The following is a 22,726-nucleotide window of genomic DNA, read 5'->3' as shown; positions in this document are numbered from 1 at the left end:
TACACATGCCGAACAAGAGGCATTTCAAAATACGGAAGCTTTTAAGCAATTAGCCGCAAATCGCTACAAAGTAGAAGCGAAGAATAGTGAATTAATAAACGGACACGGGTACGATACGGCATCGACAGCGGGTCTATTTGGCATGGAAATTCAAGGTGCTACAACGATATTCGCTGTCAATTTGAAACGGATATTAAAGCTACTAAACGAAAATGAATAAGGATTAGAGACAGAAATAAGGCACTTCCTGTTCAAAATTGAACAAGAAGTGCCTTATTTTTATCTGAAAAAGGTTCGCTTTCATGAAAACGTAAGTTTTTCAGTGCCCTCCGCAAATGCCCAGGTCTTTATTTTTTAAAGTACCTGGGTAATTTGTTTAATTGCTAAATACACATAACTTTTTATTGTATGATTACAATAATATTACATTCACTCTGAAAGGAGGATGCTATTTGAAAAGAATTAACGTAAGACGTCCCCAGCCAACAGATACTGAAGAGTTGCATGAGTTTTTTCTTCTTGTAATTACCGATACTTTTGCAAAAGAAGGGCTTGCAGGGCTCCATGATGATCAAAAAGATGAATGGGAAATAAAAAAACATTATTTACAATGGGATTTGGAAAGCCAAGGAGAAAAGAGATTTTTCTGGTTAGCAATTGATGAAGAAGCTAAGAAAATTATTGGTACAATCGAATATGGAGTAGCGAATAATTTAATTCAAAAAACGATAAAGGAAGATCTAACAGACTTCCCTGAGATTGGGACAGTTTTTGTTCACCCCAACTATCAAAATCGTGGAGTAGGATCAAAGTTACTTCAAAAAATGTTCACCACGCTAGAGAGTAAAAATATAAAAGGTTTTTGCTTAGATAGTGGATACAAACAGGCTCAAACTTTTTGGCAAAAAAAATTGGGGAAGCCAAACTTTTTACTGGAGCATTATTGGAATGAAAATAGCCATCATATGGTTTGGAAACGAAATTTCCCATTATAAAAGAGGAGGAAAAAATGAATGCAATACAAAATCTCACAAGAACAAAATGAACGTAAAAAATCTTTAATTAATAATAAGCTTTACGAATACAATTTAAAACATTTTCCAAAGGATTTAAGAGGCCGATATCAAGAAATCAACCTGTTCCTTATAGATGAAAATGATCAAATCCGTGGCGGCATATTGGGGGAAATTTGTTGGAATTGGTTAGAGATACATACACTTATGATTGATGAGGATATTCGTGGATTAGGGCATGGATCTAAATTGTTATTAGAAATCGAACAAATTGCTTTAAATAACTTCTGTGATTTCATAAAGGTCGATACTTTAAGTTTTCAGGCTTTAGATTTTTATCAAAATCACGGATATAAAATCTACGGTACTTTGGACAATGTCGGAAGGGATCATCAGCACTACTATTTAAAAAAGGACCTTTCATAAGACTATCAAGTTTCCTTCTAACTATTTTAAAAGATAGGAACTTCCATCTAAAAAAAGTTGTAATTGTAATCACTTAATCCTCATTATGTCTTACAATTACAACTTATTCTTTTATACTAAATATTAATTACCAATTAGTATTCTAATAATTTTGTACTGAATATATATGATGAATTTTATTAAAAATAAACGACTCCTTCTCCATCGTAAAACCATTTTTTTCAGCCACACGAATTGATGGTTCATTTTTAGGATCAATAATACTTATTAATTTTTCTTGTCCTAACTGTAAAAATCCATACTCTACACAACCTTTAGCCGCTTCAGTTGCATATCCTTTAGACCAATGTTTTTTATGAATATGGTAGCCTACTTCCACTTCAGTTTTTCCATCAACTATTTGTTTAACGAGTCCACAATCTCCAATTAATTCATTCGATTCTTTTAAATATACACCCCATAAACCAAAATCATCTTCTCGATATCTTTTTTTATTTTTTTCAATCCAATTTTTAGTTTGTTCTAAACTAAATGGTGATGGATAATATTTCATTGTTTCAGCATCTGAAAAAATTGAATAAAGGACAGAAATATCATCATCGTTTAGTTCTCGTAATTCTAACCTTTCTGTTTCCATAATTATCAATATAGTTCCCTCCTTGAATTGTTTTTTCTTTTAAAATTTCATAATTTTATCAAACTAACAAAAAATTAGCTTATCACCATAACGTGTGGTTGATTTCCGTTCCGACTGGGCGCTTTCCTGGGGGCGTCCGATGAGCCGCTTCGCTTCGCTGCAGGGTCTCATCTGTGACGCTAATCCCCAAGGAGTCGCCCAGTCTCCACTCCAATCAACTCTTTTCAATTTCGCAATAGCGTAATTGCTGCTATCACTTTGCTTTCGCACAGATAAATTGCCACAGAACGCGGCGTTCTTAGACTGGAGTTCCTCTATTTATTTGAACACCTATTGCAAAGACGAATTCATCTCACCCCTTTTGAGATAGGAGTTTTCTACTGAATGAAGATAAATAGCATACGTTTTAACAAATGTCATCCACAACTTTTGATGATGAGGCAATAATTATCTTGTGCAATTAACAATATTTTTTAAGGTTTATGTAAGGATTACGTAAAAAGGATGTAATTTCAAAAATCTATGCTAATATATAGAAGTTTAAAAATAAAACGATCAATACTATATAGGCGAGGTGTAGGTTTATGTTTTTTTGGATTATTCCGCTTATCCTATTCTTTATTTTTTTGTATTCTTACTTGAAAGATCCCAGAAAGATAGTAAATGGCTTTTTATTTAATATTTTTTTCTGTTCATTTCTTTTATTTTGTACGATTATTTCATTAGCATCTGAAAACAATACTATAAAGCTTTTAGTTATTATACCTTTAATAGCACTTTTCTTTATTATACCTTTTGGAATTGTAGCTTTAATGTTCGGTCTATTTCTTAACGCAAGAATTTTAATGAAAAGAGAAGGAAGACGCTTAGCAAATTCCTTAACTTTAATTGTAGCTATTATTATTTTATTATTTATTGTCATGCCTATTATTAGTCCATCTAGTTTGTTATCTAATATATTTCAACCTATGTTTGGTGGAATATCGCTTATAATGTTTTATTTCTTGATTCATTTATCAAACTTTCTATCTGCATATTTCCTCTATCAGTTTAATAAACCAAAGTATAACCAAGATTTTATCATCGTACTAGGCAGCGGTTTAATTAACGATAAAGTACCACCACTTCTTGCCAGTAGAATTAATAAAGCTATTGATTTTTATCAGAAACAAGCAACGGTTACCACACCACCATCAATTATTTTCTCTGGAGGACAAGGTCCCGATGAAAATCTGCCTGAAGCGGAAGCGATGCAGAAATACGCTGTTGAAAAAGGCATTCCTCTTGAGCATACTATGCAAGAAAATCGTTCTGTAAACACCTATCAAAATATGTTATTTTCGAAACAAGTTATGGATACGTTAAAACCAGATGGTAAATACAACAGCATCTTTACAACAAATAATTTCCATCTTTTCCGCGCCGGTCTATACGCTAGACAAGCTGGTCTGAATAGCCAAGGTATCGGTTCAAAAACAGCATTTTATTATTGGCCCAACGCAATGGTTCGTGAATATGTTGCAATTGTTGTAATGGGGCGAAAAAGACATATGAAAGTTGTTGGGACAATCCTCGGAATTTCTCTACTCCTTTCTTTATTTGGCTTATTATTCTTATAGTTTGATGAAAAAAATAATCAACAAAAGGGTACTGAATCAAAAAATTATTCTAGTACCCTTTTATTAGTTGTTAGTATTCTTCCCCTGTAGCCAAACACGCAATACACTCGTTCATGACACCTATTTTAAATGCGAAGACGAAACTTAATTTTGATAATTTAAAGCGGCTTCGACAAATCGGACAGACAAAATGAGTTGTTTTCGTTTAACTGTCAGCATATTTATAAATAAATTTCTCATAAAACATACATTGAAAAGATGCTTAGTGGTGTTTAACCAAATTTATTGAGGGAGGGATAGTGAATGCACCTACAAAGAAAATCGTCTTGGTTACTTGCATTATTAACTCTAGTAGCGGTTATTTCAGTGTTTTATTTGTTGGATTCACCAAAACAATCAAAAGAGGAAATTATCTTGTCTGTAGATGCAGATCAAAAAGCTGCAATACAGACTGTTACGAAGGAAGTATCTTCTTCTAGCCCTTTATTTGAAGAAACACGCCTACAAGTTAATAACGAAAGAAATCAACTTCGCCAAAAGTTAACGCAAAAAATAACGTCAGATGAGTATTTTGTTGAGGATCAAAATACAGCGTCTATGGAAATCGATACTCTCAATAAGGAAGAATCTACAGAGGCAATACTTGAGATGCAAATTAAATCATTAGGCTTTCCCGATGCTTTAGTACGAATAGAAGGAGAAAACATTTCCGTAACAGTGGTGGCAAATAAATTATCAAAATCTCGAGCAAATGAGATTATTTATCTGGTTAAAAAAGAATGCGAGGATGCAAATGTGCAAGTAAAATTCGGTGCAAACAATTATTGAAAAATAGAAAAAAGGGGTCTTCATTTATTTACGAAAAACAGCGTCACGAAGGATTTTTTTAGTGGAAATACCGTTCTAAGACGCTGCAGCTCCCCTCCCTATCCAAAAATTTATGAGAAGTCATATTTAAATTAACTGAGTTCGTTAGTTAAAAGTTTGGTTTACGAAATAAGCGGAGAATACTAAACAACCGATAACCGAGTTGTAAATTATTCAAGTGTGAAGCTTAAGGAAATTCCTCTTGAAAGTGGTCAAAAAAAGAATGGAAGATTACAGATATAGACTAGAAATCCCCATTATTAAATAACGCGTCTAGTATTTCTTTGCAAAAAAACGCAAAAGACAATAGAAACACTACAATTAAAATGGCTAAACTACCGAATATAATCGAGAACACTATCCCCTTTTTGTTATCACTCAATAAAACCCCTCCTAAACTAGCACTGTTAATTTAATAATACCTCATATTTCATCCATATGGATAAATATTTCCATTTACCTTAGGCTAAAAAAATTGTTGATCGAACAAATGGGTGTTCAATGTGTACTTCTGCGGGAATCTGTCTGTTTACGAATCTCAATATTATGACATTTCAATAATCCATAAATTGCTTGTCAAAACAGCGATGATCCCACAATTTTTTGTAGAATCATCGCTGTTTTTTTATCACAAGACAATAAAAGCAACAATCTTTAAGAAAATACCTATTTAATACACAGATTTCATTTATGTAAAAGCTTTTGCTATCAGCCCATTCCTCTTCATTTCCAGCTAAAAATCCAATCATTTGATCATCTGAATAAAAATAACCGATTCTATGTATCCTGGAGTCATACTTATGTCTAACAATCGTTTATAAGATGTTTGTAAACTCCATGGTTCATTTCAAGGAGTTGCATTAAAAACACTTGTAAAAACCTTTGATGCTTGCTCTAAATCTGCAGGTGTTAACATACGAATTGTATTTTGCATTTGTATATCTTCTCCAATCTATTATTCTATTAAAATAAAACTTAATTCCCAACACGTAAGTATTTAGGTGGTTTTCTTATTACAAAATGTTTTTCGATTGACCTAAGCACTTCATCATTTCCAGGTAAAGTTACAGTCTCTATTGCCCTGTCAAACGATAACCATTGGTAGTCGCTATGTTCATAATTTAATTAACATCTTGTTGATCTTCTACAAACCCGACAAATACGGGTGCAATATAAATATAATTTTCTTGCGGTGAATATATTTGGTCAAATTTATTTGATGTATATAATGTAACTTTTGTAATCCCGGTTTCCTCTTTTATTTCCCTCAAAGCAGCTTCCCAAGCACTTTCGTCTTTTTCAATCCCACCCCCAATGTAACACCATGCATCACGTAGCACCGCAGTAGCTCTTTTTAAAAGTAAAACTCTATATTCATTTTCTATTCTTTTTAATAAAACTGTTGCAACTCCTGTACATCTTATTGGAATTTCACTCAATTAAAACACCCCTTTGTCATCACTGAAATAATAAAATATTTAATCTAATGGCTAGTTAAAGCTTGGATTTTTTCGTTTACATTGTAAAAATCGATTCTTTCCTATCTACGCACCATATAACCACTTTTACTTGTCCCTTTCCCGGGGGACTTTCTCTGGAAACTCCCTATTTGAATGCGATAAAGTACCAATACAGAAAAGCTTCTAAATTTTATTTTATTCAGTGATAATTTGATTTCATCGAGCTTTATTTTCTACATACAGCTGAGTGATAGGGAATTTAAACAGACAGACCATTTGAAGCGGTCTTTTTATAGAGATTACAAATAAATTCATCTTCAACAATTAAAAAATTCCAAAATGTCATTTACTAGCTCTTCTTGATCTTTACCTAATGTCATTAAATGCTTGGATTCTTTATAACCTTTAATCTTTTTGACATATGAATTGACATTATTATAAATAACATTAGCGCTATGTGAGTACAATTCATCGTCTTGTTCACCATAAAAAATTGCAATTGGAACTGATATTTTATCAAGATTTTGAATGGTAGACTTAATGAATTGTTGAAATACAATTAATTTATCTAAGGACATTTGATTAAACGTATCAATTTCTTGAGAAATTTGAAATGTAGACTTCCCCTCTACTTTTTTGTAATTGTATGCGTAATTTATAATTCTTTTTTTGAGTCGTTCTGGCTCCCTATCAATCGGTACTGATAATACAATTGCTCGCTCTATTTTTTCTATCTCCGCAAGTTTCAATGTAAATATCCCACCTATAGACAAACCTATAACAGAAATTTTTTGGAATCCCTCGTTAATTAAAAATTGATATGAATTCACAACATCTTGCCACCAGTCATTTACGTTATATTGTAGTAACTGTTCTGGAGCACACCCATGTCCTCGGTAAAGTGGTGCATAGCATGTGTAACCTTTTTTATGAATTTCAATAGCAACCTTCTTCATATCTCTAGTATGGCTTGTAAACGAATGTAAAAGTAATACAGCATGGTTATTACCTTTTAAGTAAATTTCTTTAGCAGGAAGTATCTTTATCACAAAACCAAAACCTTTCTTCATAAATACTAATTCTCAGTATAAAGATACTTTACCAAAGTAGCCAATTATCTAAAGTACCCGATCTATATAGATTGTGGAAGACCATCACGCTAATCTCATTATGCCTGTTTTGAGACTCCCACGACTAAAGTCGCAAGCCCTATACCTTACGGTATGACGGGTGGGATTCTTGAATGACTACGCGTTCGCAGTCCATTTCTGTTTTGAACAGCCTTCAAGATGAGGGGATCTCATTACCCTTCCTAAGACAGTGCATATAGCATCTTAGGCTGATTGACTGTTACCACCAATCACAGGTGCATATCGAATATTCATTGCACCGACTAAATCACGATGTTTTTCGAATCCACATTTACACTTATATATTCTATCTTGTGCCTTATTCTTTTCGGAACATTTCGGGCATGTTTGACTTGTGTACGCAGGATTCACAAATTCAACTTTAATACCTACTAGGTTCGCTTTGTACGCAATGAATTGAGCAAGACGATAGAATGACCAGTTGTGCAGATTCTTTTCGTTTTTACGGCTTGTTCTTGCCGTCTGCCTGATGTTCGTTAGTTGTTCTAAGCGAATGACAGAAATATTATTTTCTTTAGCGAAATTAACAATCGCACGACTAACCTTATGGTCTTGGTTTTTCATGTATCGCTGTTCTTTATCATCAAGATTGCGAATAGCATTTAATTTCTTTAATTTGCCTAACTTCTTACGTTTGGATTTAAACTTACGTCTGACAGATTTATTTTGTCTACCCTTTCCAAAGAAACGAGCGCTTCCATCTTCTGTCACTACAACAGCAGGGACTTTCAAACCCAAATCTACCCCCATTATCTTTGTTCCTGTTTTTTCACTTGTAGGAATGGTGACAGATATTTGTGCCATCCATTTATTCGCTTTTTTCGTGATACGAAGAGTACCTAATTTGTGTTTCAACAAATCAAAATTGCGGTTTTCTTTATCGACCAACAAAGCACGAATAGGTGTTTTAGTTGCCTTGCCATCCATCATGATGGGCATTGAAATGTGCGTGAAATCAAAAGAATAGTTTTGGTTATTCCAAATACACACTGGCTTCTTTAACACAGGAACAACCTTGAATTTATTTTTCTTCACTTTCTTAAACACACTTTTAGCGTCTTTAATCGCTTGGTTTTTAACAGCACTTGGCAGGTCGGCAGAAATATCCTTGCTTGATTTCTTTGTACTTTTCTTTTCTGCAACCATTTCAGAAACAAGGGAATTGATTGTATACACATACGATTGACTCATATTCAGCAAAATGGAAGCCTGTTCTTTTGTTGGAAGCAGTTTTACTTTAACAGTTATTGTTTGCGACATTGTTCTTCACCTCAATCTCTAATTAATCTAGCTTTTTTACTCTTCTATACTCTTCTATACTCTTCTAAAATTGCTTCTCTAATTATCAACCATGAACTGAGATATGGAATTTATTGAATTTTCAGTCTTTATAAAATTGCACAAAACCACAATTACTACATTTAACTTGCATAGTATTCCCCCCTTGTTTTTTGTTGTTCCACATAATGCTTGATGATTTCACTCGATATGTTTCCTGCGGTAGATACAAAATAGGAACGTGTCCATTGGCTTGGCAAATGTTGAAGATGAGGAAATTCCTCTCTCAACTTAAATTTATCAGCTTTATTTATAAATGCAACATACATACAAAAAAGTGCGGAATTTTCGGATACTTGAAGTACCACAAACCTTTCAGTTTTTTAGTAGCACTCCGTATCCGATCTCACTCTCATCCCACACCTGAAGGATTGGGCTTTCCCGTTCGAAAATCTGTAAAATGGCACAAAACGCTTTTAATGTATGGAACTAGCTAATGAAAATCCTATAAGGGGTTTTATATGTCTGTGTATTTCGCTCATTCAGCCAGTTTAAAACCGTACTGGACGTTCACTGTTGCGTTTATTCTCCACAGAATCGCTCAACATTCTTATGCCCCTACAAATAACAAATATAGCTCTTAATGCTAAGAGCTATAGGAGAAAAAGTAGATGCTTTAACTATTTCTATAAACGGGGAATACAACTACAGAGGCATCTTCTTGTTCATTTGCTTCGGTATAAACTGCCTACCGAAAGAGATGCATTACAAGAATATTATTATCAAGTTTTTAGCCCTTCTCACTTACTTTCTCGAACATATCATAGCGATGAAAGGAGCCAAATTTATGTGCATTAATAAAGATAATTGTAATTGTTTATCAACGAGAAAAGAATGTGATAACTTTGGACCATTTGTGGCTAAAGATATAAATTGTATAAATTCATAAATCTAGAACGGGGAAGAAAACAACAGCGGTTCAATAATTCCCTTTTCCTCTGGAAATACACAAACTGTTGTTGAAAATATACTCGGCAATAATCTTGCTAGTCTTATAGGGTTTGGTTCTGCTGTAGACCTTGTACCTATTGCAAATAATACAATTAATTTAACTGGACTTTTAAATGAAGCCTACACCGTCCCACGTGAAGGAAATATTACTGCTATTTCAACTTCTTATACTGCATTAGGGGGACAGGTTGAATCAGGATCTGTAACAATCCGTGCTCAAATTTTCCATGCACCTATTGGAAGTAATAGTTTTACTGGTACAAGTGCTAGCGTTGATTTAGCTCCAACTATTACAGAACCTATACCTATAGGTCTTTTAGTATTTGCATCCGCTAACATCCCACCGGTACCAGTAGCTCCAGGTGACCAATTATTAATGGTATTTTATATTTCATCGTTACCAGGAGATACTACAGTTGACCTTATTCTTGGTACTGCAAGTGCAGGAATTAATATTGTTTAAAGATTCTAGTGACGGTGCTGCGATTTCAGATAATATAGACAAGAAAAAATTTAACTTCTTTCAGTAGAAGCTAAGCTACAGTATCTTATTTCATTACAGTTTTTATTTTTAATATCTTTCAGAGGCTATTCACTTAAGCAAAATAACTTTTACTTCATAGTAATAGTAATGTAAAGCAATTATCCTCCTTTTGTATTAAGGGTCAGTTCAATCCTAAGTGACCTTTTTTATTGTCTTATCCCACAAAAATATTACTAACTTGATTAATTTTTAATGCCTATTGTTGAATGGATGAATACCCCACTCCTTCTCAACAGCCTACATATTATATATTGTAGGAAGGAGGATTTTTTTATGGGATACTATGGAAACACAGGTAATTTTAATTGTGGCTGTTATGGTGGCTATAGCCGTGGCCACGGTTCATCATTTACGCTGATTGTTGTTCTATTCATTCTTCTAATTATTATCGGCGCTACTTTCTTAAATAATGAAAACTGTTAGCATATCAATACAAAACTATCAGTCTTTCTCACCTCTTTAAAGGGTCGCTTCTTGCCTAGTGACCCTTTAATCGTTTCTTCCCTCATATTGTGCAGTTACTTTTTATCATCTATTGCATTAACATAGTCGATGTTTACATGACCATTGCTGGCGTTCGGCTGTCGAATTACATTAATCTAGAATCGATTCTGTTCGTGGAGGGTCTTTCTCATACGAGGATATTCAAGGATCGAATCATGGGTAATAATAAATTACTGAATCATGTAAATCATTAAAATATATGAAAAAGGACACTTCCTATACTTAGGAAAAGCGTCCTATAATTGAATAACGATAGTAATTTACTATCAATAATCTTAATAGATTTTCCTAGCTTGAATTAAATCTGTTTTTCGAACCTTTTAAGAGCCTCAGACATTCTGTAAATAATCTCTTCAACCTGTTGGCTTGTAATAATAAGCGGTGGAGCAAGAGCAACCGTATTTGTTCCCTTCCAATCGAAGTAACGCAATTGCAGCCCTAAGTCCATGCATATATCTGTATACAGAGCTGCAGCGTGTACCGACGGATCAAATGGAATGCCGTTTTCAGGATCTTTAACTAGCTCAATACCGGCAAGTAGACCGAGACCTCTTACATTCGCTATATGTTTATGATTGCTTTCGAGATACTTAAGTCCTTTTAATAATTCTTCACCACGAAGTCTACTATTCTCAACAATTTGATCTCTTTCTAATATCTCAAGTGTCTTTAAGCCAACCGCACAAGCCATTGGATGTCCACTATATGTGAATCCATGGAACATCATTTCATCTGATTGAATAAATGCTTCTCTTACATGCTCTCTCATAATTACGGCACCCAGGTGAGCGTAGCCACTTGAGATTCCTTTTGCAACACATAGAAGGTCCGGAACAATGTTCCAGTTATCAACACCAAAGGTCTTTCCGGTTCTTCCAAACCCACATATCACCTCATCTGCAATAAGCAAAATGTTGTGTTCGTCGCAAAGTTTACGAACAGCTTGAAGGTATCCGTCAGGAGGGAATCTTACCCCGCCTGCGCCCTGGATTGGCTCCAGAATGACAGCAGCTATGGTGTCGGATCCTTCTGATTCAATCATTCCACGAATAGAACGCGAGTAATTTGGATCACTTTTGTCACCAAGTTCTGCATTCAAAACATGTGCTGCAGCTGTAAGGAAGTTCGGAGCATTGGAAGTCGTAAATTTGTTGAATCCCTCGATTCCGGTAGCACTTGTGGCTCCTACTGTAACTCCATGGAATGATTGTTCAAGAGAAATAATTTTAGTTTTCTCTGGCTGACCTTTTACTTTCCAATAAAAACGTGCTAGTTTAAACGCAGTATCATTAGATTCCGAGCCTCCCGATGTGAAGAAGCAAACATTCAAATCACCAGGTGCTAATGAAGCCACTTTCTGTGCTAAAAGGATAGCGGGCTCATTGGATTGTCCGCTGAATGAAGAGCTGTAAGAAAGTTTTAACATCTGCTGTTTTGCTACCTCAGCAAGCTCTTCATTCCCATAGCCAAGGTTTACATTCCAAAGCATCGAAACCCCATCAATACGCTCTTTCCCCTCTATGTCTTTCAGATAAATTCCTTTGCCTTCTGTAAAGATTGTTGAAGGCCCTGATAAATAATGAGCTCTTGGTGGTGTCGTTGGATGCAAATAATGTTTTTTATCCAGTTCTGATAATTCCAATTTGCTTAGGTTATTTCGCTTTGCAACGTATTGCATATTTTTTATTCCTCCTTTAATAGACAAATATAATTAAGCATTCCTAGCTATTTAATAATTAATTATCGATTTATGAAATTACCCTTTCACACTCTATCAGTCTCTCAATAAGGGTATATAAATAGCCATGAGCTTCGGCTACAGCTTTATATGTCACAAATCCTCCAATAACGTTAATTCCTTTAGCTAATGCCAGAGCAGCTTGTCTAAATCCTTGATTTGCAATTTTCACACCATATGGGATTGTCACATTCGTTAGCGCATTTAACTAACATTCTGCCCTTCTATATCTGTTAAGAGTTTCTTGGATTCTTTTGAATACAGGGATCGAATCGCTAAATAACACACACCAATTCCCATCCAGGTAAATCCAACTATTTTTCCAGCTGTTGAAAGCCCCCACAAGATATAAAGACAAACCAACGTTCCAATTAATGGAATAATCAAATATTTAACGATATTTTTTTGCTTATTTTTTAAATAGTAGTGTTTAATTACACAAATATTCACGAAAGCAAATCCTAATAATCCACCAAATGCAACTAAGTCTGATACAATTTGCAGATTCAAAGATATTGCACCAATCATTCCGATTATTGACATTAATAAAATATTATTAATTGGTGTTTTATACTTTGGATGGATATAGCTAAAAAATTTTTGAGGGATGACATTGTCACGTCCCATCCCCAAGAGCAAACGACTTGAAGCTGCTTGGCTCGCTAAGGCGCTTGCAATTCCAGATGCGATAATCGTAAGTGTAATATAAGTCTGGAGGAACCCGCCCCCTATCGTCTCTAAAACGTTGAAGAAGGCTGTGTCGGGATTATCAATAGTTAAATAGTTCCCTACAAGAATCACTGCTAAATAAGTTACGGAAACATAAAATACTGTTTGAATGATACAGGTAAACAAAATGGCCAAACCAATTTTATTCCCCCCTACGTTCGTCTCTTCAGCCAAGGTTGTAATAGCATCAAAACCTAGGTAAGCGACAATAACAATAGCTGCCCCGCCAATAACTGCTCCTATTGAAAATGAATCACCATCATAAATTGCATTATAGTTTATTAAAGTTAAATCCCCCGTTATAATATAGTGACTTGCGCTGAAAACGAAGGCAATCACCGCGATAATCATGAGGAGCACTAAAACTAAATTCAACTTAGCCGCTATATCAATTCCAATTATATTTATAATCGTGATTGGGATAGCGAAAATGAGAACCCAACCCCAAACTGGAATGCTTGGTACAAGGGCGTTTGCAAAACTTGCACTGATCAAAAAAGTTAGCATGGGTATCAACAGATAATCAAGGAGCATTCCCCATCCTGCTATAAATCCTATTTTAGGGTGTAGCGCTTTATGGGCGTAGGTATAGGTTGAACCCGCAACTGGGTAAGCTTCAACCATTTTACCGAAACTGTACGCCGTAAATAACATTGCAACAAAACCAAGAACATATGAGAGGACAGAATGGCCCTGAGATACCAATGTGATAATTCCAAACATTGACATCGCTGCAACTGGTGCCATAAAGCCAAGACCAAAAATAACTAAATCTCGCATCTTTAAACTTCTTTTTAGACTTTGCCCATCTGATAAAATTTGAATGTTCCCTATTGATTTTTGTGTTTCTATAATCCCTACCCCCATTGGCGTTATTATAATTTTGTTATTTATACAAAACGTTACCCTCCATACCAATTCTAAAATTTTTCATTCAAGTCAACCCAGGCAAGCTTTGTCTAACTGTACTTCAGGCCTCGGATAAGACGGAATTCACTTTTCAGTTCTGGGATTAATAAACGAAAATGTTCTGCCTGACACGGCCTCAACCCAGTTACAACTAATAAACAGTTAGTATTTCGTCATTCATCTGACTCCCCTCTTTGATTTTGTTGATTGCCCATTTTTCCTTAGAACTGTAGTAGGAAAATAAGCATTCTTTATATTAATTACAGATTATCAGATTAAGATAATTTGATATTGTAAAAATCGGAACATTCTAAATTTTCACCCAAGGATTCTTCAAGTATGCGCATGCCGGGTGCACTTAAAAAAGCAATTACTTAAATAAGTAATTGCTTGAGCTATACAAACATTATTTAGCTGGTTTTCAGGCAACTTTTTTGCCCAGTTAATTGATAAGGTGTCATGCATCCAAAATTCCGAAACTCATGTATCAAATGGGCTTGGTCATAATAACCATTCTCATAAATAACATCATTTAACGTAGAGTGGGTTGTCCTCAGAAGCATATTTAGTGATGATTGAAATCTTACTATTTGGCTAAATAATTTTGGGGAAATTCCAATATGATCTTCAAATTGTTTTCTTAAATATCTAGTTGAATATCCTACTTCTTCTGCAAGTTGAGCTATGGTAATATTACCTCTTGTCGCGTATATATTATATAATGCTTGTTTTATTAGTTTTGATGATTTATCAATCTCAAAAATTTGACTTCCCAATATTTCATTGAATATATTGACTCTCTCCGTAAAACTATCGTAGGTTACTACCCTTTCTAAAATATTCGTATTTACAGGAAACATTTCATTTAAGGAAACTTCTTTATCTGTAAGGTCTTTTATACCGAATTTTATTTTCTTAATATCTAGACATGGCAGAAAACGAAACCCAAAGTATGTACTGTTTGGGAGAAGGTTAATCTCTCTACTTTTAGTAACGCTTCCACAAATATTACCGTAATGCTGATCACAATTAATGAGAATATCGATACACCCATCCGGGATAACAGAAATTTGATTACTTACCCCTCCCATTTTAAATTGGTAAAACAGAATAGATGGTTGATTTGGTTTAATTCTAACTTTTTGTTCAGTATAGTAATCTGTCTGAAATTCAAAGTCAGGCTGAGACGGCAAGTAACTAATTATTTTCGAATTTAAAGGATTAATCAACTTTATACCACCTTTAATACAAATTAGTAAACGCTTACAAATCGATGTTTAATATGTGATAATTCCCTCGGTTAATCGAATAACAGCTAAATCAACGGTTTGAAAGTTGCTAATGTTGTTTACGAATGTTCGTAAAATAAGTGTAATAAAAAAAGGAAAAATAATCAACAAAACTTTCGGAAAATTTAGATAATTAATTATCTCCCCTCAGTGTTCCTTTTATTTGATGAAGATGGTAAATTCTTCGAAAAAGTAGACGAGTTACGAATAGCGGGCAGACTTTAAAACAGCTATAAAGAGCGCTTTTCCATTCATAGTAAGTTAAAAGCCTGTATCCCTTGTCACTCAAGGTTACAGGCTTTTCTAACAACGGTTCAATGCTTTATTGAGAAATATCTTCAAATCTATTAATATCCTCTTAATAGTATCGAGCTGTAAGTAATTTGAACTTCGCTGCAATCCTAAAACGGATAATCTAATTTACTTGTCTGTACGGATACCCATTTCGTAACAGTAAACTCATCTACAATCCATTCATATCCAAATCGCCCAATTCCACTTTGTTTCACTCCACCAAATGGAACATTTCCTTCTAGCACTGCAGGCATATCATTTATATGTGTTGTACCAGATTCGATCTCAAGGGCTAATCTTTCCCCTCTTTCTAAGTCACTAGTTATAATGGCAGAGGATAGTCCATATTCCGTGTCATTAGCAAAACGAATGGCCTCTTCATCACTTTCAGCCGGAATAATTTGTGCAACAGGACCGAAGATTTCACAAGATGCAAGACTTGAATCATTAGGTACATCAACAAATACAAATGGAGAAATAACATTCCCTGTACGGTCACCTTCTACGGCAACTTTCAATCCACTTTCCTTTGCTTTATTAACTAAATCCATGATTTTATCAGCTTGTTTCTCATTTATAACAGGTCCAATAATTGTGTTAGGGTCCTTGGGGTCTCCTACTGTTAATCCCTTTACTTTTTCTACGTATCTAGCAACAAATTCATCATAAATATCTCTATGAACAATAATTCGGTTTGTAATCGCACAGATTTGACCACTATGCAAAAATTTCCCGAAGATGGCGGCTCTCACAGCTTGTTCAACGTCGGCATCTCCTAAAACTACTAAAGGATTATTGCCTCCAAGTTCTAATGCCATTTGTTTTAATGTTCCGCCTGTTACCTTATTAATATGTTTTCCTACTGCAGTTGATCCTGTAAAACTGATAAACGAAGAATTCTTATTTAACAGGAATTCATCTCCTGATTCTTGAAGATCGGTTAAAATTGAATTAAACACTCCAGCAGGAAGTCCTGCTTCTTCGAAAGCCTTTGCAAAAACTTGTCCACCAACTATTCCAACTTGGAGATCTGGTTTATGAACAACACTGTTCCCGAGAGCAATGGCCGGGAAAATTGTTCTTGTTGCCATGTTAAATGGAAAGTTAAAAGGTGTGATGGACGTAATTACACCTAAAGGTAATCGATATACACGGCTAACCTTTCCTGGTGTAGTAGATGCATAATTTTGGGGTCTGTATATTTCATCAACCATATTAATAGAATCTTTTATGTCACTAACCCCAAAGCCAAACTCAATATGAGCTTTAAGTAGTGTTCCACCTGTTTCCCGTGTAATTAATTCCAAAATATGCTCTTTATTTTTCTCTAAATAGTCTAATGCTTTCGTTAAAACCTCTCTTCTTTGTTCTGGAGTAGATTTAGCCCATTCCTTTTGAGCTACTTTTGCTTTGTGATATGCGTCTTTTATTTGCTCTACATTCGCTAATTCTACAGATGTAATAGTTGACTGATCATATGGATCCTTTATTGAATAAGTTCTTTTACTACCACCCTCTACCCATTGACCGCCAATATAACTTTTGTTTATTTTACTTGCCCATTCAATGCAGTTCACATCTAAAGCCTGATTCTTTGTCATTTAAAGTCCCCTTCCTGAAATGAAAATCTATACTTAACGCGATGTAACCTAAATTGTAAGCGGTATTAATTGTTTTTTATTGTAAAAAGCGGAACTATACTTATCAGGATGATAATTGCTAAGAGAAGCAAAAAAATAAAAGAATAGGAATGAACGACTTACACGCCTTCTTACTTTTTAAAACGTGTATGAATATTGTTATACTTGTAAGTACCTTCCTCACTGAATTCAATCAATTCCATAGATAATGCCAGATATCGTCTAGTAAATAGCTCAGCAAAATGATCCTTCATCACTTCGAATAGTTCGTCACAAGTTTCTTTCTTATTTTCAGCCGATCTTCCCGCCCCAATTTTTAATATAGCATGAACAAATGCATCATCTTCTGCTCCATCTGCTACTCGGTAATCTTGAAGTTCAACTGCTCTTGATCGAATTCCTCCAGTCGGAAAAAGATTACTACGGCTAATCAAAACATCATTCACTTTTTTAAGCAAACTCGGAATGTCTGCTTCTTTCTTTATGTTATCGGTATACTCAACAATAAAATGCGGCATGTTTTCATCCCTTTCACTGACTAAAAATAGCGTTATCACTTTCAGTTTTTAAGAAATGTTTTTCGCTAATAATGGTATTTACTAGTCGTCCCACTCCTTCAATTTCAGTAATGACTTCATCTCCTTCTTTTGTATCAACTAAGCCCTCAGGCGTACCAGTAAGGATAATGTCGTTTTTATTTAATGTCATAAAACTACTTAAATACTCAATTAATTGCGGAATACTAAAAATCATATCCTTCGTTGTGCCTTCCTGAGTCACTTTTCCATTTACATAAGTACGCAATGTAAGATTCATAGGATCTTCAACATCTTTTGCATCGACTAGCCATGGACCGATTGGTGTACAAGTATCTCTATTCTTAACTTTTAAGTTTGGACGATAATAGTTTTCTAAATAATCACGGATGGCATAGTCATTTGCAACGGTATATCCTGCTACATAATCATAAGCATCTTCTCGTTTAATGTTAGTCCCAGAACGCCCAATGACAACTGCAAGTTCACATTCATAATGCATATTGGTTGCCTCAGTCGGTCGGTAAGTTTGACCTCGATGACCAATAAAAGTATTAGGACCTTTTAGAAAAACTAAAGGTTCTGTTGGTGCTTGAAAAGCAAGTTCCTTTGCATGATCTGCATAATTAAGTCCTAAAGCAAAAACGGTTCTAGGTTGGACAGGTGGTAGCCAGACCACTTCCTCCTCAGAAACAATTTGTCCATTATCTAGTTTCAGGTGACCATCATTTGTTTCAATTGCGTGATGAATGACATCCTGAAATACTACACGTGCATGTTTCATAATAATCGCGCTCCTTTACAAAACAATAAGATTCTCATTTAACTGTATTTTCTAAATAACCGATTCCATCGATTTCAATTCGTACTCGATCTCCCTCTTTCACAAGCGGGGGATTTTCAGGTACCCCAACCAGTAAAACATCTCCCTCATACAGCGTCATAAATTCCGAAATTTCAGAAATCAATTGTGATACAGGACGAATTAAATTGGCCGTTGTATTCTTTTGTTTTAATTCATCGTTAACGAATACAGTAATCGTCAACTTATTAGGGTCAGAGATTGCATCGCGTTCAATAATCCATGGACCTACAGGGCAAAAGTTATCTCTCGCTTTTTGTTTAACAGCTGGTCGATAAAAACTCTCATGTGGAATACTCACATCATTTACAATCGTGTATCCTAATACATGATCTAAAGCTTTTTCTTCTGTTACACGAGTAGCATTTTTCCCAATGACAATGCCTAATGAGGCACCCACTTGCAGATGAGGTGTATCCTCGGGTAATGGAATTGAAGATTTAAATCCAGTAATGGTGTTTACCGGTTTTATATATAAGACAGGCGCTTTGGGAGGCTGTTTATAAGGTTCCTTAGTTAACGATGAACCTAATGCCTTTAGCTCGCCACTATAATTTAATAAAGTTCCATATACTGTACCCGAAATTGGCGCCTCCAAAGAGGACTGTTCTACTGTTAAATTTCTATCACCGAGAATAATTGTATTGCTTTGAGGGTCTACTTCCACTTCTTTTGTGTGAAGGGTTTCACTAAATTTAATAATTGCCTTTCTCATAACTATTCACTCCTCTCATAAACTCGTAAATTCTTCTGATAATTACTTAATATTATTGATCTTGCAAAACTATTACTAATGATTAACTACACCTTTAACATCATTACCTATATTTGACTTAACGATAATTTCTGAAAAATTATCCTCTACATTTTTTGACTTACGGGTCCCTATTAATGTACCAATATAGCAGCCTAAGAAACCTAACGGTATAGAAAGAATTCCTGGTGATGCAAGAGGGAAAATAGGCTTACCAGTAAATAAGGCTACACCTGGTTGTGGATTCCAAACATTTGGACTTAACATAACCAGACCAATCGTGCTAATTAATCCTATAAGCATCCCAAAGATTGCTCCAGTTTTGTTGAATTTTCTCCAAAAAATAGTTAATAAAATAACTGGTAAATTCGAACTCGCTGCTAATGTTAAAGCGATTGACGCTACAAAGGCAACATTAAAATTTTGAAGAAATAGTGATAAGGCAATCGCGATAGCAGTGATGACAATCGATGCAAGACGTACCATAAACATTTGCTGTTTTTCGGTTGCCTTCCCGTCTTTTAAAATTTCGTTATAAAAGTCATGGGAAAATGCTGTTGCTCCCGTAACTACAATTCCAGCAACAACTGCAAGAATAGTAGCAAAAGAAACCGCAGAAATGAAAGCAAACATAAAATCTCCGCCAATATACTTTGCTAATAATGGCGCTGCCATATTCCCTGCTGGGTTAGCCTCTATAATATTCGAAGTTCCAACTAGCTTTGCTGCTCCAAACCCAAGGAAAATAACCATAATGTGGAATAACCCCATGATCCACATAAGCCAAACAACTGACTTTCTGGCAACCTGAGCATTAGGTACAGTTAAAAAACGAACTAATACATGGGGTAGACCCGCTGTCCCAAGAATGAGCCCAAGTGTTAAAGAAGCTGCATCCCAACCGTTTTTATATTTCAAACCAGGATTTAAGAAATCAATTCCAAAAGGAGTGGCGGTTTTCATATCAGTAAAAATGCCAATAAAATTAAAATTAAATTTCCACATAACCATGACAAACATAATAAAGGTTCCACCTACTAAAAGAACGGCTTTAATAATTTGAACCCAGCTTGTTGCGGTCATTCCTCCAAACAAAACAAAAGCTAACATAGCAACACCAACAATAAGGACTGAAGTATTATATGGAATACCTAATAATAATTTAAATAAAGCTCCTGCAGCAACAAGCTGTGCAAGCATATAAAAAACCGAGATGATTATTGTATTGAAGGCAGTTACACCTCGTACTTGTTTAAACTTAAATCGAGCAGTAATCATATCACCTAACGTATATTTCCCAAGATTCCTTAATGGTTCTGCAACTAAAAATAAAATGACAAGAAAAGAAACTAAGGCACCGTACATGAGGAAAAATCCGTCATATCCCGTTAAAGAAAAGGCTCCAATTAACCCTAAAAAGGTAGATGCAGACATAAAGTCTCCAGCTAAAGCAAGTCCATTTTGCCTAGCAGTAAGACCACCTCCAGCTGTATAAAAAGAACCTGCCGTTTTTGTTTTTTTGGAAGCATAGTACGTAATGAAAAGTACCCCTATTGACATGAGTACAAAAAGAAGAATAATATCCCATCCCATATGTCTACAGCCCCTCCTTTACTATGATTTGCTTTACTTTTTCGTCAAATTCAGCAGACTTCTTTACATAAACACTGCATACCCCAAATGACATAAAGATAATTGAAATACCGTAAATCCACGCCAACGTAATGTCTCCTATTACTTGGACGTTTAATATATTTGTAAACAAGGCTAGGAATGGTAAAGCTAGTGAATAAGCCAAATAAAAAATTGTGTATGGAATAATAAACTTTTTCTTATATAAAAGTAGTTGTTTAAAATCCTCCGAGGTGGAAATTTTGTCATAATCTATTTGTTTGTTGTCTTGTTGTTCGATGTCTTTTTTTACACTGCTTTGTTCTTTTACTAGCTCCAAATTGATAGCACCTCTTTCCTAATCATTTAATAGGGTTCTTAAATGCTTCTAATTCTTCGATTTTTAATTTCTATTAAAAACCACTAGCTTTAGCTCTGTCATTTCCTCTACAGCATATTTTATTCCTTCTCTTCCAACTCCACTTTCCTTCACACCTCCATAAGGCATGTGATCTACACGAAACGTTGGAATGTCATTAATCATTACGCCTCCAACATGAAGGTTTTCAGCTGCAGTTAACGCTGTATGAACATTATCCGTGTAGATTCCCGCTTGAAGACCATATCGCGAATCATTTACTTGCTCAATTGCTTCTTCTACTGCTTGAACTTTATTGATGATAACAATTGGAGCAAACACTTCTTGACACGAAACTTTTAAAGAAGATTCTGCATTTAATAATACCGTTGGCAATAGAATATTCCCTTTTGCGATTCCCCCAGTTGCTACTTCTGCTCCATGTTGTTTCGCCTCATGAATCCAATCTAAAGTACGTTCCACATCTCCTTTTGAAATAAGCGCTGAAACATCCGTACTTGGATCTAATGGGTCACCAATTTTGAGTTGTTGAGTAGCTTCAACGAATTTTTGCACAAATGTTTCGTACAAACTTTCATGAATATAAATTCGTTGTAATGATATACATACTTGACCTTGGAAAGAAAAGGCTCCCTTCACACAACGATTAATAATTGAATCAATATCGATCCCTTTATCAATAATAACGGCTGCATTTGAACCCAGTTCTAATGTCACGCGCTTCAGTCCTGCTTTGTTTCGAATACCAATCCCAACAGCTGGGCTTCCCGTAAATGTAATAGCTGCAATTCTATCATCGGTCACGATTTTATCCCCCACGACTCTTCCGCTGCCAGTAATAACATTAAAAGCTCCATTAGGTAAACCAGCCTCCTGTAACAACTCGGCTAAAAAGAAAGAAGATAGTGGAGTTTGAGATGCTGGTTTTAATACAATTGTATTTCCTGCGGCAATGGCAGGACCTACTTTATGGGCAACTAAATTCATCGGGAAATTAAATGGAGTAATCGCTCCAATAACCCCAATAGGTTCACGCACCGTATATGCTACTCGTTTTTCTCCACCTGGTGCAGCATCCAAAGGAAGTGTTTCTCCATGAATTCGCTTTGCTTCTTCAGCTGCAAACTTATACGTTTGTATTGTTCGTTTCACTTCATCGATTGCAGTAGCAATTGGTTTAGCTGCTTCTAAAGCGATAATTTCTGCAGCTTCATCTAAACGCTTCTCAAACAAAGCTACCAAACGTTCTAAAATAGCTGCACGTTCGTGAGCTGGCATTTTCGCCATTACTGTTTTTGCACGAACTGCAGCTTCAATCGCCTCATTCACTTCTTCTTCATTAGCCTTAGGAATATATGCAATAACATCTCCAGAGTATGGAGATGTTAGAGATGCATGTTCAGTGGCTTCTTTCCATTGACCATCAATGTATAAATTTTTCTTTCTTACTTGCACTTTTAAATTCATATTCTACT

General features: G+C 35.1%; 22 protein-coding genes and 1 pseudogene. 7 read left to right on the top strand and 16 right to left on the bottom strand.

Going from position 1 to position 22,726, the window contains the following annotated elements; translation table 11 throughout:
• The 3 genes from ACMZ42_RS08985 to ACMZ42_RS08975 all read left to right on the top strand — a co-directional run.
• Positions 1–220: transposase (locus ACMZ42_RS08985; protein WP_415731217.1), on the top strand; the 220-nt coding region annotated here is incomplete at its 5' end.
• A gap of 232 nt (positions 221–452) precedes the next feature.
• Positions 453–995, top strand: a complete 543-nt coding sequence (locus ACMZ42_RS08980; protein ID WP_415731216.1) for a GNAT family N-acetyltransferase — start codon at positions 453–455, stop codon at positions 993–995.
• 18 nt (positions 996–1,013) lie between these two features.
• The gene (locus ACMZ42_RS08975; protein ID WP_415731215.1) at positions 1,014–1,439 is read left to right on the top strand and encodes a GNAT family N-acetyltransferase; all 426 of its coding nucleotides are present in this window, start codon (positions 1,014–1,016) and stop codon (positions 1,437–1,439) included.
• Between the two features lie 142 nt (positions 1,440–1,581).
• Here the strand turns inward: ACMZ42_RS08975 and ACMZ42_RS08970 are convergent, their stop codons facing one another.
• Positions 1,582–2,076, bottom strand: coding sequence for a GNAT family N-acetyltransferase (locus tag ACMZ42_RS08970; RefSeq protein ID WP_415731224.1), 495 nt, complete (start codon positions 2,074–2,076; stop codon positions 1,582–1,584).
• A 584-nt stretch (positions 2,077–2,660) separates the two neighbouring features.
• On the opposite strand from ACMZ42_RS08970, the gene ACMZ42_RS08965 reads away from it, so the two are divergent.
• Complete coding sequence (locus ACMZ42_RS08965; protein ID WP_415731214.1) at positions 2,661–3,695, top strand: ElyC/SanA/YdcF family protein; 1,035 nt, start codon at positions 2,661–2,663, stop codon at positions 3,693–3,695.
• 303 nt (positions 3,696–3,998) lie between these two features.
• The gene (locus ACMZ42_RS08960; protein ID WP_415731213.1) at positions 3,999–4,523 is read left to right on the top strand and encodes a SpoIIIAH-like family protein; all 525 of its coding nucleotides are present in this window, start codon (positions 3,999–4,001) and stop codon (positions 4,521–4,523) included.
• 1,160 nt (positions 4,524–5,683) lie between these two features.
• On the opposite strand, the gene ACMZ42_RS08955 is transcribed toward ACMZ42_RS08960, so the two are convergent.
• The 4 genes from ACMZ42_RS08955 to ACMZ42_RS08940 form a co-directional block, all read right to left on the bottom strand.
• Positions 5,684–6,001 carry an NUDIX domain-containing protein gene (locus ACMZ42_RS08955; RefSeq protein WP_415731212.1) on the bottom strand — a complete coding sequence of 106 codons (318 nt, stop codon included), beginning with the start codon at positions 5,999–6,001 and terminating at the stop codon, positions 5,684–5,686.
• Between the two features lie 338 nt (positions 6,002–6,339).
• Positions 6,340–7,092 (bottom strand): alpha/beta hydrolase, encoded by a 753-nt coding sequence (locus tag ACMZ42_RS08950; RefSeq protein ID WP_415731211.1) that lies wholly within the window; start codon positions 7,090–7,092, stop codon positions 6,340–6,342.
• A 264-nt stretch (positions 7,093–7,356) separates the two neighbouring features.
• Positions 7,357–8,433, bottom strand: a complete 1,077-nt coding sequence (locus tag ACMZ42_RS08945) for an RNA-guided endonuclease TnpB family protein (RefSeq protein ID WP_415731210.1) — start codon at positions 8,431–8,433, stop codon at positions 7,357–7,359.
• 161 nt (positions 8,434–8,594) lie between these two features.
• Positions 8,595–8,780 (bottom strand): transposase, encoded by a 186-nt coding sequence (locus ACMZ42_RS08940; RefSeq protein ID WP_415731223.1) that lies wholly within the window; start codon positions 8,778–8,780, stop codon positions 8,595–8,597.
• Positions 8,781–9,433: 653 nt separating this feature from the next.
• Between ACMZ42_RS08940 and ACMZ42_RS08935 the strand changes: the two genes are divergently transcribed.
• Both ACMZ42_RS08935 and ACMZ42_RS08930 read left to right on the top strand, forming a co-directional pair.
• On the top strand, positions 9,434–9,925 hold the full coding sequence (locus tag ACMZ42_RS08935) for an exosporium glycoprotein BclB-related protein (protein WP_415731222.1): 492 nt from the start codon (positions 9,434–9,436) through the stop codon (positions 9,923–9,925).
• A gap of 354 nt (positions 9,926–10,279) precedes the next feature.
• Positions 10,280–10,429 (top strand): YjcZ family sporulation protein, encoded by a 150-nt coding sequence (locus tag ACMZ42_RS08930; protein WP_415731209.1) that lies wholly within the window; start codon positions 10,280–10,282, stop codon positions 10,427–10,429.
• 379 nt (positions 10,430–10,808) lie between these two features.
• On the opposite strand, the gene ACMZ42_RS08925 is transcribed toward ACMZ42_RS08930, so the two are convergent.
• The 11 genes and pseudogenes from ACMZ42_RS08925 to ACMZ42_RS08875 all read right to left on the bottom strand — a co-directional run bounded on the left by ACMZ42_RS08925 (position 10,809) and on the right by ACMZ42_RS08875 (position 22,718).
• Entirely contained in the window at positions 10,809–12,188 is a 1,380-nt protein-coding gene (locus tag ACMZ42_RS08925) for an aspartate aminotransferase family protein (protein ID WP_415731208.1), read from the bottom strand.
• A gap of 70 nt (positions 12,189–12,258) precedes the next feature.
• Positions 12,259–12,450: pseudogene (locus ACMZ42_RS08920) on the bottom strand (alanine dehydrogenase); the annotation flags it as partial.
• A gap of 2 nt (positions 12,451–12,452) precedes the next feature.
• On the bottom strand, positions 12,453–13,757 hold the full coding sequence (locus ACMZ42_RS08915; RefSeq protein ID WP_415731207.1) for an APC family permease: 1,305 nt from the start codon (positions 13,755–13,757) through the stop codon (positions 12,453–12,455).
• 539 nt (positions 13,758–14,296) lie between these two features.
• Positions 14,297–15,115: a helix-turn-helix domain-containing protein gene (locus ACMZ42_RS08910; protein WP_370079484.1), complete on the bottom strand. Its 819-nt coding sequence runs from the start codon at positions 15,113–15,115 to the stop codon at positions 14,297–14,299.
• Between the two features lie 461 nt (positions 15,116–15,576).
• The gene (locus ACMZ42_RS08905) at positions 15,577–17,070 is read right to left on the bottom strand and encodes an aldehyde dehydrogenase family protein (protein ID WP_370079485.1); all 1,494 of its coding nucleotides are present in this window, start codon (positions 17,068–17,070) and stop codon (positions 15,577–15,579) included.
• Between the two features lie 170 nt (positions 17,071–17,240).
• On the bottom strand, positions 17,241–17,627 hold the full coding sequence (locus tag ACMZ42_RS08900; RefSeq protein ID WP_415731206.1) for a 5-carboxymethyl-2-hydroxymuconate Delta-isomerase: 387 nt from the start codon (positions 17,625–17,627) through the stop codon (positions 17,241–17,243).
• Between the two features lie 13 nt (positions 17,628–17,640).
• On the bottom strand, positions 17,641–18,429 hold the full coding sequence (locus tag ACMZ42_RS08895; RefSeq protein WP_415731205.1) for a fumarylacetoacetate hydrolase family protein: 789 nt from the start codon (positions 18,427–18,429) through the stop codon (positions 17,641–17,643).
• Positions 18,430–18,463: 34 nt separating this feature from the next.
• Positions 18,464–19,222, bottom strand: coding sequence for a fumarylacetoacetate hydrolase family protein (locus tag ACMZ42_RS08890; protein WP_415731204.1), 759 nt, complete (start codon positions 19,220–19,222; stop codon positions 18,464–18,466).
• 75 nt (positions 19,223–19,297) lie between these two features.
• On the bottom strand, positions 19,298–20,854 hold the full coding sequence (locus tag ACMZ42_RS08885; RefSeq protein WP_415731203.1) for a cation acetate symporter: 1,557 nt from the start codon (positions 20,852–20,854) through the stop codon (positions 19,298–19,300).
• A gap of 4 nt (positions 20,855–20,858) precedes the next feature.
• Complete coding sequence (locus ACMZ42_RS08880) at positions 20,859–21,212, bottom strand: DUF485 domain-containing protein (RefSeq protein ID WP_323647386.1); 354 nt, start codon at positions 21,210–21,212, stop codon at positions 20,859–20,861.
• Positions 21,213–21,275: 63 nt separating this feature from the next.
• Positions 21,276–22,718, bottom strand: coding sequence for an aldehyde dehydrogenase family protein (locus ACMZ42_RS08875; protein WP_415731202.1), 1,443 nt, complete (start codon positions 22,716–22,718; stop codon positions 21,276–21,278).
• Positions 22,719–22,726 lie beyond the last annotated feature (8 nt).

The sequence above is a fragment of the Lysinibacillus sp. NPDC056185 genome (assembly GCF_047737915.1).
In the GTDB taxonomy this organism is placed as follows: Bacteria; Bacillota; Bacilli; order Bacillales_A; family Planococcaceae; genus Lysinibacillus.
This window is presented reverse-complemented; position numbering and strand designations above follow the sequence as displayed.